Origin of the sequence: Megasphaera sp. ASD88, from assembly GCF_002287425.1 — a bacterium.
Classification (GTDB): Bacteria; Bacillota; Negativicutes; order Veillonellales; family Megasphaeraceae; genus Megasphaera; species Megasphaera stantonii.
This window is the reverse complement of sequence record NZ_NQXW01000001.1, coordinates 52,555-65,910: the sequence shown is the minus strand read 5'-3', so window position 1 is coordinate 65,910 and position 13,356 is coordinate 52,555. Positions and strand designations below refer to the sequence as shown.

General features: G+C 53.1%; 13 protein-coding genes and 1 tRNA gene. 4 read left to right on the top strand and 10 right to left on the bottom strand.

Translation table 11 applies throughout. The features are described from left to right. Nucleotides 1-67: 67 nt before the first annotated feature. Entirely contained in the window at nt 68-523 is a 456-nt protein-coding gene (tadA, locus tag CJ260_RS00330) for a tRNA adenosine(34) deaminase TadA (RefSeq protein ID WP_095628708.1), read from the top strand. A gap of 131 nt (nt 524-654) precedes the next feature. Next, on the top strand, nt 655-1,368 hold the full coding sequence (locus tag CJ260_RS00325; RefSeq protein WP_095628707.1) for an SIMPL domain-containing protein: 714 nt from the start codon (nt 655-657) through the stop codon (nt 1,366-1,368). 55 nt (nt 1,369-1,423) lie between these two features. Here the strand turns inward: CJ260_RS00325 and CJ260_RS00320 are convergent, their stop codons facing one another. The 7 genes from CJ260_RS00320 to CJ260_RS00290 form a co-directional block, all read right to left on the bottom strand. Beyond that, entirely contained in the window at nt 1,424-2,860 is a 1,437-nt protein-coding gene (locus CJ260_RS00320; RefSeq protein ID WP_095628706.1) for an Rne/Rng family ribonuclease, read from the bottom strand. Between the two features lie 184 nt (nt 2,861-3,044). Next, nucleotides 3,045-3,347: a hypothetical protein gene (locus CJ260_RS00315; RefSeq protein WP_233127845.1), complete on the bottom strand. Its 303-nt coding sequence runs from the start codon at nt 3,345-3,347 to the stop codon at nt 3,045-3,047. Between the two features lie 141 nt (nt 3,348-3,488). Further along, the gene (locus tag CJ260_RS00310) at nt 3,489-4,343 is read right to left on the bottom strand and encodes a MurR/RpiR family transcriptional regulator (protein WP_095628705.1); all 855 of its coding nucleotides are present in this window, start codon (nt 4,341-4,343) and stop codon (nt 3,489-3,491) included. A gap of 57 nt (nt 4,344-4,400) precedes the next feature. After that, entirely contained in the window at nt 4,401-5,720 is a 1,320-nt protein-coding gene (locus CJ260_RS00305; protein ID WP_087477329.1) for a gluconate:H+ symporter, read from the bottom strand. 18 nt (nt 5,721-5,738) lie between these two features. Beyond that, on the bottom strand, nt 5,739-7,151 hold the full coding sequence (gnd, locus tag CJ260_RS00300; RefSeq protein WP_095628704.1) for a decarboxylating NADP(+)-dependent phosphogluconate dehydrogenase: 1,413 nt from the start codon (nt 7,149-7,151) through the stop codon (nt 5,739-5,741). Between the two features lie 25 nt (nt 7,152-7,176). Next, nucleotides 7,177-8,724: a gluconokinase gene (locus CJ260_RS00295; protein ID WP_095628703.1), complete on the bottom strand. Its 1,548-nt coding sequence runs from the start codon at nt 8,722-8,724 to the stop codon at nt 7,177-7,179. A gap of 364 nt (nt 8,725-9,088) precedes the next feature. Beyond that, nucleotides 9,089-9,973, bottom strand: coding sequence for an MBL fold metallo-hydrolase (locus tag CJ260_RS00290; RefSeq protein ID WP_095628702.1), 885 nt, complete (start codon nt 9,971-9,973; stop codon nt 9,089-9,091). A 334-nt stretch (nt 9,974-10,307) separates the two neighbouring features. On the opposite strand from CJ260_RS00290, the gene CJ260_RS13055 reads away from it, so the two are divergent. Together CJ260_RS13055 and CJ260_RS00280 are read left to right on the top strand one after the other, a co-directional pair. After that, nucleotides 10,308-10,427 (top strand): type II toxin-antitoxin system RelB/DinJ family antitoxin, encoded by a 120-nt coding sequence (locus tag CJ260_RS13055; RefSeq protein WP_233127844.1) that lies wholly within the window; start codon nt 10,308-10,310, stop codon nt 10,425-10,427. Nucleotides 10,428-10,556: 129 nt separating this feature from the next. Then, nucleotides 10,557-10,820: a Txe/YoeB family addiction module toxin gene (locus tag CJ260_RS00280; protein WP_095628701.1), complete on the top strand. Its 264-nt coding sequence runs from the start codon at nt 10,557-10,559 to the stop codon at nt 10,818-10,820. A gap of 261 nt (nt 10,821-11,081) precedes the next feature. Here CJ260_RS00280 and CJ260_RS00275 read toward each other — a convergent pair. The 3 genes from CJ260_RS00275 to CJ260_RS13050 form a co-directional block, all read right to left on the bottom strand. Next, nucleotides 11,082-11,170 (bottom strand) — tRNA-Ser (locus CJ260_RS00275). An 88-nt stretch (nt 11,171-11,258) separates the two neighbouring features. Further along, nucleotides 11,259-11,882, bottom strand: coding sequence for an RNA polymerase sigma factor (locus CJ260_RS00270; protein WP_095628700.1), 624 nt, complete (start codon nt 11,880-11,882; stop codon nt 11,259-11,261). A gap of 118 nt (nt 11,883-12,000) precedes the next feature. After that, on the bottom strand, nt 12,001-13,356 hold a 1,356-nt coding region (locus CJ260_RS13050), incomplete at its 5' end, for an S-layer homology domain-containing protein (protein WP_233127843.1).

The window sequence follows — 13,356 nt, the reverse complement described above, 5'->3', positions numbered from 1 at the left end:
GATTTAGTAAAATAATACAATACATACCTTACCATACTATATTATATAGGGAGAATCAAGACACGTCATGACAAAAGACGAATTTTACATGGGCAAAGCCATAGAAGAAGCGAAAATCGCCGCCGCCGTCGGGGAAATTCCCGTAGGTGCCGTCGTCATTTATCAAAAAAGGGCCATTGCCCGAGCCTACAACCTGCGTGAAACCCTGCCCTGCGCCACGGCCCACGCCGAGCTCCTGGCCATCGAAAAAGCCTGCCGGGCCCTGGGACGCTGGCGGCTTACGGGCTGTACCCTCTACGTCACCGTCGAGCCCTGCCCCATGTGCGCCGGTGCCATCGTCAACAGCCGCCTCGACCGCATCGTCTACGGCTGCGACGATCCAAAGGGCGGCGCCGTCCGCTCCCTCTTTCAAATCGTCGACAATCCGGCTTTAAACCACCGCGTCGAAGTGACGGCCGGCGTCCGGGCCGACGAATGCGCCGCCATCATGCGCGATTTCTTCCGCAGCCGGCGGCGGAAGTAAGCAAAGCACAACTATCTGACATAATTGTTACAGTTTCTGCACAGTCCGTCCCTTCGTATTGAAGGGCCTTCCGGTGAAATGCTATAATAGGCCTACCAATAAGATACATTGCGCTAAAAGGAGGTCCTATCATGAAATATTATCCCGTCAAAGCCTTGGCCGTCGCCGCCCTGCTCATCGGTTCCACGGCCTTTATGTCCCCGTCCTATGCCGCAGCTCCCGAACCGTCGGTCATCCATGTCACGGGCTACGCCCAGCAGGAAGTCGCTCCCGACACGGCCTACGTCACCATCGGCATGGAAACGACAGGAGAAGACGCTCAGCAGGCCCGCACGCAGAACAACGAAGTCATGAGCCAGGTCACGGCGGCCATGAAATCTATGGGCATCGCCCCGGAAAACCTCAAGACCATGGGCTTCTACATGTCGCCGAACTACGACAGCAAGAGCCGCAAGATCGTATCGTACACCGTAACGAATAATCTGCAAATTAAAGTGTCCGATCTCGACATGATTCCCCGCATCATCGCCAAGGCGGCCAACCTGAACGCCAACTCTATTCAAGGCATCCGCTTCACCAACGAAAAGACCGAACAGATTAAGGACAACCTGGTCAAGCAGGCCATCATCAACGGCAGACGGCAGGCCGAAGCCGCCGCCCAGGCCGCCGGCATGTCCCTCGGCAAGGTGAAGGAAATCAGCATTTCCGGCCGCTCGCCGTCCTATGAAAACGGATACGCCGGCGCGTCGCTGCGCATGTCCGCAAAAGCCGCCGACTACGCCCCCGTCGAAGCAGGCACGAACACCTTAAGCGAAACAGTCACCATGACATTCTATCTCCAGTAACATATTGACGAACATAAAAACAGCCCGACACATGCAGTGTCGAGCTGTTTTTCATTTATTCATGATACGACAAAATCGAAAATACTTCCCTGTTCGGATGATCTGACGCTTCAAAATGAAGCGTCCGGGACAGCTCCCGCTCCAATTCGTCCCGCCGCTTTCTATCTTTTAAGACGGCTAATACGTCGGCATGAGCGCAGATGAGCAGGTCGCCCTTTATATGGCGCACGTGAACCATATGGCGCAGGCGGCGGATAATCTGGATCGCCACCGATTCGGGCGAATACAAATATCCCGAGCCGCCGCAGATATCGCAGGGGCTGAACTGTACCTGATACAAGCCCTGCCGGGCCTTCTTGCGGGTAATTTCCACCAGATTCAGGGCCGTCATGCCCAGGACGTGGGTTTTCGTGCAGTCCTGGGCCATTTCCCGTTCCAGTATCTGCAGAATTTCATCGCGCCGCACAGGCTGGGCCATGTCGATGAAATCAATGATGATGATGCCGCCGATATCGCGGAGCCGCAGCTGCCGGGCAATTTCCACGGCCGCTTCCTTATTGACGTGAAATATCGTGTCCTGCAGAGTGCCGTTGCCCGTATACTTGCCGCTGTTGACGTCGATGACCGTCAGCGCCTCCGTATGGTCGAAGACCAGCGTGCCTCCCGACGGCAGCGCGACTTCACGGGCCATAAGGTGCCGCAGCTCGTCTTCTAAATTGTAGCATTCAAAAACAGGCTGGTCGCCCTGATACAGCTCGACGCGGCTGCGCCACTGGTCGTCCGTCACGATTTGGCAGATGCGGTCGTAGGCATCCTTGTCGTCGACGACGATTTTCTTTACGTCGGCCGTGAAGTGATCCCGTATCATCCGCATGACTAAGTCGGCCTCACGGTACAGGAGCTTGGGCTTTTTCGCCAGCTTATACCGCTGCTGCACGCTGTCCCACGTCCGCAGCAGATAGCGGATATCGGCCAGCAATGCCTCTTCCGACACGCCCTTGGCGACGGTACGGATAATCAGGCCCATGCCGGCCGGCTTGATTTTCGCCGTAATATCGCGCAGGCGGTTCCGTTCTTCTTCGTCCCGTATCTTTTTCGACACGCCGACGTAGTCGACCGTCGGCATGAGGACGGCGTATCTCCCGGCCAGGCTGACGTTGGCCGTCACCTTGGCTCCCTTGCTGCCCCGTTCCTCCTTGATGACCTGGACGAGGACGCTCTGGCCGACGGAAATATGGGTCTGCTGAATTTCTTCCTTCGTCGCCGCCCGGGGAAATAAATCGCCCAGATACAAAAAGGCGTTTTTCTTACGGCCGATATTGACAAAGGCCGCCTGCAGGGCCGGCAGGATATTCTGTATGGTTCCCTTGTAAATATGATTGCCAATATGGGTCTCGTCGTTCCGCTCGACGGCGAAATCGCGGAGACGACCGTCTTCTATGATAGCCATGCGCGTTTCTTCGGGCATGACGTTTCCTACGATTAGTTTCATCTGCTGTTCCTCACTCTTAAAAGCTATGAAAACATTGTATCATAAAAACCACGGTCAAGCCATATATGCCGCCAGCCCAAGACGGCAATAAAATACCCGCCGACAGCTCGTCGTCGCTGCCTGCGGGTATTTTATTATATGAGATTAAAAGGGAGATCATATCCTCCCCTATTGGGGAGCCATGTTATTTGGCGATGGCGATAATCGCTGCGACAGCAGCTACGCCCAAGGCCCAGTTTGCCTTCTTGTTAGCATCGTCAGCATCTTCCTGAGTTTTGCTCTTATGGTCGCGTTTCCAATCTTTGTCATGATCGCGGCGATCTCTGTCGCGGCGGTCATGGTCACGATACCGGTCGTCGCGCTGTTCCCAGCCTGGCCGGTCGTGTCTCGGGCCGGCAGCCTGAACGGCAACGGCTCCGCTGAACGTCGTCAGTACCAACGTCGTGATCAACGTCATCTTCAAAATATTCTTTATGCGCTTCATCATCTGTACCACTCCTTTAGCTGCCATTCCAGTGTTTTCCTTTGGTTGATACATATAGTATACAGCACAAATGTTACAATTGTGTGTCATTTCTTTGGCAAGTTATATACTTTTTTCGCATACAAGACCACAAAGCGATATGCCTTATATTCTCTTTTTCGTAATTTCCCGCCGCATTTTCTGCATGTTGTCCTGAAACAGCTCGGCGTCGGCCATGGCGATACGCGTGTACAGGACGTCGCCGATGGCCATGTGAATGAGGCGCGACGCGCCGGCTTCGGAGGAATAGCGGACTTCACGGCCCATGCCGCACAGGCACACGTCGGCCAGCTTTGCCAGCGGTGATTTGGCATGACTCGTAATGACGACGACAGACGCGCCGCTGTCCTTCGCCACCTGCACGGACTGGAGCAGCTCCTGCGACGCGCCGCTGTGGGAGACGGCGATGACCGCATCGGCCGGCGACAAGAGGGCTGCCGACGTAACCTGCATGTGCGAGTCCGCATAGGCCTGAATCGCCAATCCCAGGCGGAGGTACCGCGTGGCGATGTCCCGGCACACCGTCGCCGAGTTGCCGAAGCCGAACACGGCGACGCGACGGGCCCGGCGCAGGATACGGGCCGCATCGTCTACGGCGTCGTAGTCCAGCAGGGCCAGCGTATCCTGCAGGCCGTCGCTGATGTTTTGAAACATCTTGGACGCTACGACAGAACAGCGGTCGCCGCTGCGGATGTCGTGAAACTCTTTATTTTCTGCCGCCGACATGCCGGCAATGAGATTCAGCTTCAATTCCTGCAGGCCGCTGAACCCCAGCTTTTTACAAAACCGCGATACGGTAATTTCCGAGCTTTCCGTAGCGTTGGCAATATCGGAAATAGTCTGCTCCATGATTTCTTCCGGCGCAGCGACGATATAATCGGCAATACGGCGCTCTGATTTCGTCAGACCGCCGTATGCGCTGCGCAGCACGGGAAATTGCTGGATTGCTTTTTCATCCATAGGCGCGTCTCCCCTACCTTGCAAATTTTCATAGCATTTCTATGACTCTATTTAATTTTATACTAAAAATGCGTCGATAACAAGTACGCCGAGGAGGCCCATGACGGCGATGATCGTTTCCAGCGCGCACCAGGTACGCACCGTTTCCTTGACGGTCAGGCCGAAGAATTCTTTAAACAGCCAGAAGCCGGGGTCGTTAGGCGGGCTGAAGATGAGGGAGCCTGCGCCCGTAGCCAGTACCATCAGCTCGGGATTGGCCCCGGTAGCCGCACAGATCGGAGCGGCAATGCCGCCAGCCGTCAAGGCCGCGACGGTAGCCGAGCCGCAGGCTGTACGGATAACGGCGGCCACGAGCCAAGCCAATACTAAGGGGGACAAATCGGCACCAGCGACCAAATCACCGATATAGGTACCGACGCCGCTGTCGATGAGGACCTGCTTGAGCGCACCGCCGCCGCCGACGATGAGGAGGATCATGGCGATAGCCAAGACAGCGTCCTGGACGATTTTCATGACTTCATCCATCTTCTTGCCGCGGCCCAGGCCGAAGGTGTAAATGGCGATGGCCACAGCGATGGTCAGGGCCATGTCCGGCTGGCCGAGGAAGGTCAGGATATGGCGCGCTCCCGAAGCTTCGGGAAGAGCCAATTTCGCAATAGCTGATGCAGCCATGAGGACGACCGGCACGAGAGCAGTGAAAACGGAAACGCCGAATCCGGGCATTTCATCGTCTTTAAAGATTTTAGGATTGTACAATCCCTTAGGAATTTCCGGGTTAATATCCTTCGTCAAATTGTAATACAGCGGGCCGGCGACGATAGCCGTCGGAATGGCGATAATCGCGCCGTATACGAGGGTCGTGCCGATATCGGCGTTGTAAATAATAGCGATTGCCGTCGGGCCGGGATGAGGCGGCAGGAAGCCGTGCGTGACCGACAAGGCCGCGGCCATCGGGATGCCTACTTCGAGAAGGGGAATCTTCGCTTCTGCGGCGATAGTGAATACGAGGGGAATCAAGAGGACAAAGCCGATTTCATAGAACAGGGCGATGCCGACGATGAAGCCCGTCAAGCAGACGGCCCATTTTACCTTTTCGCGGCCGAAGACGTTGATGAGCGTCGTGGCAATGCGCTGAGCGCCGCCGCTTTCGGCCATGAGCTTGCCCAGCATAGCGCCGAAGGAAACGACGATAGCCAGGCCGCCGAGGGTTCCGCCCAAGCCTTTTTCAATAGTCGGGATCAGCTTATCGATAGGCATTCCTTCAGCCAGGCCGACGAGACCGGCGACGACCAGGAGGGCCAGGAAGCTGTTCAGCTTGACTCTGACGATGAGGAAAAACAGTACGAGAATACCGATGGCAAGTATGACTAGCGGCATGAGTATAACCTCCTTCTATTATTTCGTATAATGTTCTTTCCACTGATGATGGAACGTGCCTTCTTTATCTACGCGCTTAAAAGTATGAGCGCCGAAGTAGTCGCGCAGGGCCTGAATGAGGTTGGCGCCGACGCGGGGGCTGCTGTAGGCGTCGATGTATTCCATGGCGTTGGCATAAGCCGGTACGGGAATGCCTTCGCTGACGGCCAGGCAGACGATCTTGCGCAGGCTGGTCTGGTTGGCGTTGATCTTGTCGAGGAAGAATTCGTCGAACATGAGGTTTTCCAGATTCGGGTTCTTTTCGTAGGCTTCGGTGATCTTGTTCAGGAACTCGGCCTGAATGATGCAGCCGGCCCGGAAAATAGACGCGATGCGGCCGTAGTCGAGGTTCCAGCCGTACGTTTCCGAGGCGCTGCGGTACAGCGAGAAGCCCTGGGCGTAGGCGACGATTTTCGCCGTGTACAGGCTCTGGCGGACGGCTTCGATAAAGGCCTCCCCTTCCTGCTTCGTAAGGGCCGGCTTATGGATGACTTCCTGGGCCATCTTGCGGCCCGGCTGGTTGGACATGACCCGGGCATTGCAGGCCGCCGTAATCATGGAAATATCTACGCCCTGCTTCATCGATTCGATGCTCGTCCAGCGGCCTGTGCCCTTCTGGCCGGCAGCGTCGACGATGTAGTCTACGACCTGTCCGCCTGCTTCGTCGTCTTCTGCAAAGATATCGGCGGCGATGCCGATGAGGAAGCTCTTGAGCTCGCCCTGATTCCATTCATGGAAAATTTCCGAAATCTTGGCGTTGTCGTAGCCGCCGACGTATTTCAAGAGCAGGTAGGCTTCGGAAATGAGCTGCATGTCGGCGTATTCGATGCCGTTGTGGACCATCTTGACGTAGTGGCCTGCGCCGTCTTCACCGATGTAGGTGCAGCACGGCTTGCCGTCGGCAGCCTTGGCGGCGATGGCTTCGTAGACCGGCTGGATTTCCGGATACGTGTCCTTGTTGCCGCCGGGCATGATGGACGGGCCGCGGCGGGCGCCGTTTTCGCCGCCGGAAATGCCCATGCCGTAGAAGTGGATGCCCGCCTCGCTGCAGCGGTCATAACGGCGGCGCGTGTCGCCGAAGTATGAGTTGCCGCCGTCGATGATGATGTCGCCGGCATCGAGGATGGGAATAAGCTGTTCAATCATGCTGTCGACAGGTGCGCCGGCCATGATCATAAGCATGATCTTGCGGGGCTTTTTCAGGGAGCCGATAAATTCCTTCAAGTCGTAGTAGCCTTTAATGTTGTCATGAGGCCGTTCCGTTACAAATTTTTCCGTCAAGTCCGGCGTGTAGTTGTATACCGATACGGCAAAGCCGTGGTCGGCCATATTAAGAGCCAAATTGCTGCCCATGACGGCCATGCCTACGACGCCGATATCCCGTAATTCCATAATCATCTATCTCCTCTCTGCTTCCTTATATTTTCTTCTGATATTCCGTAATATCGGAAAATTCAGTCTGTAAGTTGTGATACAAGCGGACGAAAATGTCGTACAATTCGTCGTACACTTCGCGGTTTTCCTCCTGCGGCGTGTAAATGCGGCGCGGATGGACGAGGTGAGCCGTATCGGCGATGCTCTTCATCTTGCCGCTGGAAATGAAGCCCAGTACGGCGGCGCCGAATGCCGCGCCTTCGCTGTTGTCCGGCAAGGTAATGGGCTGATTGAGGATATCCGACAGGATTTGAATCCACAATCTCGATTTCGTAAAGCTGCCGCTGACGCGGATGTCCTTCACCTCTCCGAATTCCTTCAAGGCCTGCATGACGCTGTTCAGGCTGTAGCAAATGCCTTCCATGACGGCCCGGATCATGTGAGACCGGCTGTGGTTGAGGGAGAAGCCGAAGAACATGCCTCGCAGCTCCGAATTCCAGTACGGAGCCCGTTCGCCCGTAAAGTACGGCAGGCAGATGAGGCCGTCGGCTCCGGCGTCGACGTGTTCCGCCTTCATGGTCATGAGGTCGTACGGGTCGATATCCAGGTTTTCCAGGGCGCTGCCGCCGTAATGGCAGATCTTGTCGCGGACCCAGCGGAGGATCATGCCGCCGTTGTTGATAGCGCCGCCGGCTACCCACATGTCGTCGGTCAGGTTGTAGCACCACGTGCGCATCTGCGGGTCCGTCATCGGTTCCTTCGTCAGCATGCGCAGCGCGCCGCTCGTGCCGATAGTACCGCTAAGCTGGCCCGGTTCGACGGCGCCGATGCCGACGTTGACCAATACGCCGTCCGTCGCGCCGATAACGACGGGCAATCCCTTGGGCAGATGCATGGCCGCCGCCGCTTCGTCCGTCAGCGGATGGCTGTACGTCGTCGATACGACGGGAGGCATGTAGTCCTTCGTCACACCGGCGTACGCCAGGATTTCATCGTCCCAGTCCAGCGTATGCTCGTTGTACATGCCGCTCGTGCTGGCCGCCGACTTGTCGATAACCCATTCGCCCGTCATGTTGTAAAAAATATAATCCTTTAAGGAACCGACGTATTTCATCTGTTTGAACAGCTCCGGCTGGTTTTCCCGCAGCCAGATGATCTTCGCCAGGGGATAGCAGGCGTGAATGGGGCATCCTGTCCGTTCGTAGAACGACCGGCACAGCTCCGGATTCTTTTTCATTTCCCGCACGATGCCCGTGCTGCGGCTGTCGGCCCAGGTCTGCATATCCATGAGCGGTTCCTTCATGTCGTCCAGACCGGCAAAGCTATGCATGACCGTGCTCAGGGCTACGCCTGCCAGCTCCTTGTTCTTATAGCGGAGTTGGTCTGCCGTCTTGCGTACGACCTGTTCGATAGCTTCATAAATTTGCAGCGGACTTTCTTCCGCCCAGTCCGGATGAGGCGTTAACAGCGGATAAAATGCTTCGGAAGAGCAGACGTTCGTCCCTTCTTCCGTGTAGGCGATAGCCCGCACGCCTGTCGTCCCTACGTCGACGCCAATCCAAACTTCCTGATTTGCCGAATCCATTGGCATATGTCATCCCGTCCTTTCAATACATTTCCCTTCGTCATGTAAGAATACTGTAAAACCTTGGTAAACCTTGTTTGTACCTTTATTATACTCATTCGTTAGTAAAATGCAATAGTCTTTTCATTTTATTTTTAATTTTATGATATATTTATATCATAAAAACCACCATACCTATGTGACGCTTATATAGTATATACGGCCTATCCAATTACAATAAGCCTTTTCCACGGTTGTGTTCGTGCACAGGATGATGAACAAGATTTTACGTGAAACTTTTCCCAAACAAACCTGCCTATCTGGCATATTTCTCTTACAAAAAAGACGCCTGCCTATGCAAGCGCCTTGTCGTCTTATTCTTATATATACATTATACAGTTTTCCATACCATCAAATGATCCTCAAAGGAATAGGTCATCTCGCCCGTATCGCGGAGCCACGACAAGTACGAGCGAATCGTGCTGCCTACCAGGACGTACTGCTCTATCGTCATGACCAGCTGATACCGGTCAAATACCTTCTGCAGGATGTGCTCGAATATCATCGGCTCCTGGCACAGCGACAGGAGGTAGGCCTTGATTTCATATATCTTATCCCGATTGGCCTGTACGAGCTTCTGCATGTCCTCCTTCGAGCCGGCCGCCGCGTGAGACGGCACAAAGATGTCCCCCTCCATAGCCTCTACGGCGTCGAGTGTCTTTAAATAGGCCGCTACGTCGTAAATGAAGGACACGGCGTATTTGTCGAGATTTTCTACGCTGCTGAGGCAGTCGGCCAGAAAGACCGTGTTGTCCGGCGTGCGGAATCCGACCATGTCGAAGAAATGGCCCGGCAAGGGAATCACTTCTATATCCTTAGGAAAATCGGCGTCGGAAAAGTCGACGGCGTCGCTGGCCGCCGCCAGCAAAAACTTGTGGCGCAAATCCTTGCAGGGATAGCCGCCGTACAAGAAGGACGTTTCTAAAATAGGATACTTCGTAAACGCCGTTTCAATCCCTCCCGTAAAGACCTTGCATTTCCGCTGACGCTGCAAATAATCGTTGCCGCCGATGTGATCAGCATTGGAATGGGTGTTCAAAATCCCCTTCAGCGTCCATCCCTTCTCGTCGAGAAGCTTGCGAATCTTTCGTCCTGCGTCCTTGTCATTGCCGCTGTCGATCAAATACACATCCGTGCCATTGGCTACATACACGCCGATTTTCGCTGGACTCTCGATATAATAAGTCTTTTCGTTGACCTGCACCAGTTCAAACATCCTGCATTCCTCCCTGCGCCGAATTTGTTATAATCAATATACATATAGATATTATACCATAAGATGAAATTTAATTAGAATATTCGGCATACAATGAGTGATACTCTTAAATTTTTATATCTTCATGAACCTAAAGCGTTTCATCGATAAAAATATACGTAAAAAATACAACGATTTTGTATTCAGCTGCAGCGGCAATAAGTATATCCATTTTTCTTGAAACATTGCATTCTGCAATACTTCTTCAAATAATCATCAAATACACTTTTTGCTAATTGTATTGATGTTGTATGGATATTGTATTAAAATATAAATAGAAAGGAGCGTGTTTACGATGGCACAAACTACAATCAGCGTCCGAATGGACGAATCCTTAAAAAAAGAATTTGACCGCATTTGCAATGATCTGGGACTTTCTATGACTACGGCTATTACCATGCTGGCAAAAAAATGACAAGGGAAAAACGTATCCCCTTCGACGTGTCTATAGATCCCTTTTATTCTGAGAAAAACATGGCTCGACTTCGCCGTTCTATCGCGCAGATGGAAGCTACAGGCGGTACAATTCATGAGGTAATTACAGATGATCAAAGCATGGACTGATGAAGCCTGGGAAGATTTTGAATATTGGACAAAGCAAGATAAGAAAACGCTGAAACGCATTTTACAACTTCTGAGAGATATAGACCGCAACGGATATGAAGGAATTGGCAAGCCGGAACTGTTAAGCGGCGATTTATCTGCTTATTGGAGTCGTCGAATAGATGATTCTAACCGCATCGTGTATCGTATAGAAAAGGGTATAATAAAAATCGTCCAGTGCGGTTCTCATTATAGGGATAAATAACAAATTTAATAATAATGCAACATAGTTTACACGCATATCAAAGAAACGGCCGCATGCAAAGACTTATTTTCTCATGCGGCTACTTTGTTAATTTTACCATATTTATGGAGAAGGCACCGGCGTAGAAAGCTATATGTCAAGCATCGATGATTCTATTCAATGCCGTTTTTTAGGCAGAAAAACAGCCGTAAAAGGCTCTTAAACGCAAAAAAGAACCGCACTGCCAAGCCTTGCAGATGGCTTAACAGCGCGGTTCTTGTCTGGCGGAGCGGGTGGGATTCGAACCCACGAGACCTTTCGGCCTAACTGATTTCGAGTCAGCCCCGTTATGACCACTTCGATACCGCTCCACGCAAATACTTTATTATAATATCATTTCAGGGGCTATTCGTCAATGATTTTTTCAAAAAAATATCGTCAAATTGTGTGGCCTGCCGCCTACAGCTGCCCGTCTGGACGCAGTGCTCCATAAACCTCGCCTTCTCCACCGCCGTGACAGCCCATAGCCTCATGAAATTTGGCCATGGCCGCCTTCGTCAGCTTATGAGCCTGCGACAGGGACAGGCCGCAGCGTTTGGCGACATCGTGATAGGTCAGGTCGTGCTGGCAGCGCAGGCGGAGAAATCGTTGTTCTTCTTCCGTCAGGTTATCCAGGCATTTGCGTACCAGCTCCCGTATCTCAGACAACACGGCCTGCCGGTGCGGGTCCTGCTCGTCGCCGCCCATCAAGCCTAAGGCCTCGGCGCTCTCGTCTATATGAAGAGCCGTCTCTATCTTCTCCATATAGGCCTTAAACCGCCGGCTCTCCTTCTTAAACACCCGGTCTACAGCCCGGCGGAAGGCCTTGTGAGCTTCGTCATCACCAGTTACGTCGAAGGCATGGACGCACTCCAAAATCGCCATCTGGGCCACCGACACGGCCTCGTCCAGCGAATCGTAGCAATAGCGGTGCCGCCGGGCGTACTTGCAAATCAAGGGCCGGAACTGCTGCAATATCAGCAAGACCGCCTCTTCCTCGCCTTTCTGAGCGCGTTCTATCCATTGGCATACGGTTTGATTCATGGGAAGTTCCTCCTTTAAATGAATAAAATGATAGAAAAAACGAGCCGAGGTTTCCCCCGACTCGTTTCTCTTGCCTTGTGTCAGCTATAAGCTATTCACAAAGCCTTTCCGTATGAAGTTAGTTAGCCCGTACGCGTTCGATCGTCGGGTTGCCATCCTTATCCTTCGCGACCGTGGCGATGTGGAAATATTCCAGCTCCGGCTTGAATTCTTCTACCAGACGGGAATCTACTTCCGCTCCGGCCTGAATCGCGTTCTGGATGATCTGGGCAAATTCATAACGGGTCATAGTGCGATCGCCCTTGAATTCGCCGTCGGGATAGCCCTTTACTAAGCCGCTTCTAGCCATGGCTGCGACAGCTTCGTAAGCCCAGTGGTTTTCCGGTACATCCGGGAACATCGTCGTCGTATCCGGTTCGGACTGAATGCCGACGAGAGCGTTGACCATAGCCGTCAATTTCTGAATCTGCGCATCCTGCTTAGCGACGACATCGCGCATAGCCTTGATTTCCTTGGCCATAGCGACGCGGGACGTAGTAACGCCGCTGCTGCCGGAGCCGATCTTGATGGACACGCCGGCGTTGACCATGTTGTCGTCATTGCCGACAGTGCCGCCGACACTGAACATAGTGTCTTCATTGGGACGATAGAATGCACCGAAGGCTACAGCACTTTCACCGCGGTAGTTGCCGTACCCAGCCGAGAAGTCCCACTTGTTGTCCGGGTCGAAATCAAGGGGATGGAGAGCTGCCAAGGCTGCAGCACCCGCGCCGACTTCATCAATGCGATTGCCCAGCTTATTGACTGCGCCGCCGAGAGTGCTGATGTTCTTCGCGTTAGCTTCGACATCTTGCTGTACGCCGTAGAGCTGGCTGCCGTTGACGGCGTCTTTCGACGTTTCGGAGATTTCTCCGTCAGCCACGCCGGTGATTTTGTTGTTGTTCATGTTCAGATCGCCTTTGATGCTAACGTTATTGTTAAACGTAGCTTCACCGTCGACTTTCAAATCGCCTTTCAGATGGGTATCGCCCGTAACGGTCAGATTATTATTAATAGTCGTCATATCTTCAGTCGTTACATTGTTGCCCCATTCACTCGGATCCGGATCACGCATCCCTTTTGGAGATTCCTGCGATGCCGACAATACACTGTTTGTCATCATCGGTACATCCAAACTCATAGGAGCAATTTGTGACAAGGCATTCAAATTATCCCAGTTGATACCCTGCGTCTGTGCCGCGAAGTTAGCGACTTGCGCACTGGTTTCTTTTAAAGCCTGTCCTGCAGTCTGTAGCTTATTAATAGCATCGGCATTGGCCTTGACTTTGGTATCTACGGCTTGCAGCTGTCCTTCCGTTGCTGCACGGTCTGCTACAATATCTTCTGCATTGCCAGACCATTCTGTATTTTCAAGGCCGGTTACGCTTGGTGCAGTTACACTCCCGGTTTCGTTTACATGGAAGTTATTGTTGCC

Coding starts and splice junctions, on each gene's coding strand:
- CJ260_RS00270 (WP_095628700.1), bottom strand. CDS start 11,882: ATGAATCAAACCGTATGCCAATGGATAGAACGCGCTCAGAAAGGCGAG.
- CJ260_RS00325 (WP_095628707.1), top strand. CDS start 655: ATGAAATATTATCCCGTCAAAGCCTTGGCCGTCGCCGCCCTGCTCATC.
- CJ260_RS00295 (WP_095628703.1), bottom strand. CDS start 8,724: ATGCCAATGGATTCGGCAAATCAGGAAGTTTGGATTGGCGTCGACGTA.
- CJ260_RS00280 (WP_095628701.1), top strand. CDS start 10,557: ATGATCAAAGCATGGACTGATGAAGCCTGGGAAGATTTTGAATATTGG.
- gnd (WP_095628704.1), bottom strand. CDS start 7,151: ATGGAATTACGGGATATCGGCGTCGTAGGCATGGCCGTCATGGGCAGC.
- CJ260_RS00305 (WP_087477329.1), bottom strand. CDS start 5,720: ATGCCGCTAGTCATACTTGCCATCGGTATTCTCGTACTGTTTTTCCTC.
- CJ260_RS00320 (WP_095628706.1), bottom strand. CDS start 2,860: ATGAAACTAATCGTAGGAAACGTCATGCCCGAAGAAACGCGCATGGCT.
- tadA (WP_095628708.1), top strand. CDS start 68: ATGACAAAAGACGAATTTTACATGGGCAAAGCCATAGAAGAAGCGAAA.
- CJ260_RS00290 (WP_095628702.1), bottom strand. CDS start 9,973: ATGTTTGAACTGGTGCAGGTCAACGAAAAGACTTATTATATCGAGAGT.
- CJ260_RS00315 (WP_233127845.1), bottom strand. CDS start 3,347: ATGATGAAGCGCATAAAGAATATTTTGAAGATGACGTTGATCACGACG.
- CJ260_RS13055 (WP_233127844.1), top strand. CDS start 10,308: ATGGCACAAACTACAATCAGCGTCCGAATGGACGAATCCTTAAAAAAA.
- CJ260_RS00310 (WP_095628705.1), bottom strand. CDS start 4,343: ATGGATGAAAAAGCAATCCAGCAATTTCCCGTGCTGCGCAGCGCATAC.